The following is a 1,023-nucleotide window of genomic DNA, read 5'->3' on the forward strand; positions in this document are numbered from 1 at the left end:
GACAATTATTGTCAAGAACATTGTGATTATAGAATATGTGGTTTTTTTCATAATTTCAGTTTTCGTTTCGTTCCGCCAAACTGACGGCTAACGTTTCGCGGCTTTGCGAGGTTGCGAACTTCGTAACCGAGTTCTTTCGGCTAAGATAAAATTTCTTGCGAAAGATAAACATGAATTTACCACATAATTCGCAATCTCGCAAAACCGCTGTTACCAGCAGTTTTTTTTCTTTTTTTTTAGTGCAATTTTACACTTATTCCTTTGTGGTCGGATAATTCTTTTCCACAATTCCATTCGGTAACCTCTACTTTTGAATCTTTGCAGAATTTTTTACTAATTGCAATATGATCTATTGTTTCGGTTTTACTCTGAGTCAAATTTATTATTTCGGTTTCGGCAAAACTTCTATTCAGTTCGTTTCTACCCCAGTTTGTGAAATAATAATTGTCACAAAACGAAATATTGAAATCACCAACTATGCAAAAATTATGATTTTGTGATAACTTTCTGTAATCTTCAATTTGTTTGGGTAAATCGTCTTTAAAGTTTTGGTTTCTGTTTCCGAAAACTCCGATAATGGTTCCGTAAACTACTAAACTTCCCATTTCGGTTTTCAATTCTACGGCGCAACTTGTAAACGAATCGTATGTTTCAAACTCTTGGAGAATTTCGTATTTCGAGAATATTTTTACACGTTTTTCTATTTCTCGAAAATTTACAGAATCTAATTCCGTTAACTTTTTGGTTGCTATTTCAAATTCAAATCCTCTCGGTTTAATTCGTTCGTCGTATTCAGTCAAAACTAAAATATCACAATTTTGGTTTTCGAGTAACAATGTAATTTCAGAAACTTTTTTATAATGTTTTAGTCTTTCTAAATTCCAAGTTCCTATCTTCATTTTTTCTCGTTTTTTGGCAAAATTGCTGGTAACGTTCCACGGCTTGTTTTCAGGTGGCAAATTCAGCACCAAGCCGTTACAAATATAAACAAAAGTTTAAATTTAACAGCGTCGTGTCAAAAAT

The 1,023-nt window shown here is 32.8% G+C and carries 1 protein-coding gene; it reads right to left on the reverse strand.

Annotated elements, in window-relative coordinates; translation table 11 throughout:
• Nucleotides 1-236 precede the first annotated feature (236 nt).
• The gene (locus BP92_RS0113785; protein WP_150111949.1) at nucleotides 237-899 is read right to left on the reverse strand and encodes an endonuclease/exonuclease/phosphatase family protein; all 663 of its coding nucleotides are present in this window, start codon (nucleotides 897-899) and stop codon (nucleotides 237-239) included.
• Nucleotides 900-1,023 lie beyond the last annotated feature (124 nt).

This window comes from Flavobacterium sasangense DSM 21067 (assembly GCF_000686885.1).
Taxonomy (GTDB): domain Bacteria; phylum Bacteroidota; class Bacteroidia; order Flavobacteriales; family Flavobacteriaceae; genus Flavobacterium; species Flavobacterium sasangense.

Excerpts from the sequence above, each read along its gene's own strand:
- BP92_RS0113785 (WP_150111949.1), bottom strand. The coding sequence starts at position 899 with ATGAAGATAGGAACTTGGAATTTAGAAAGACTAAAACATTATAAAAAA.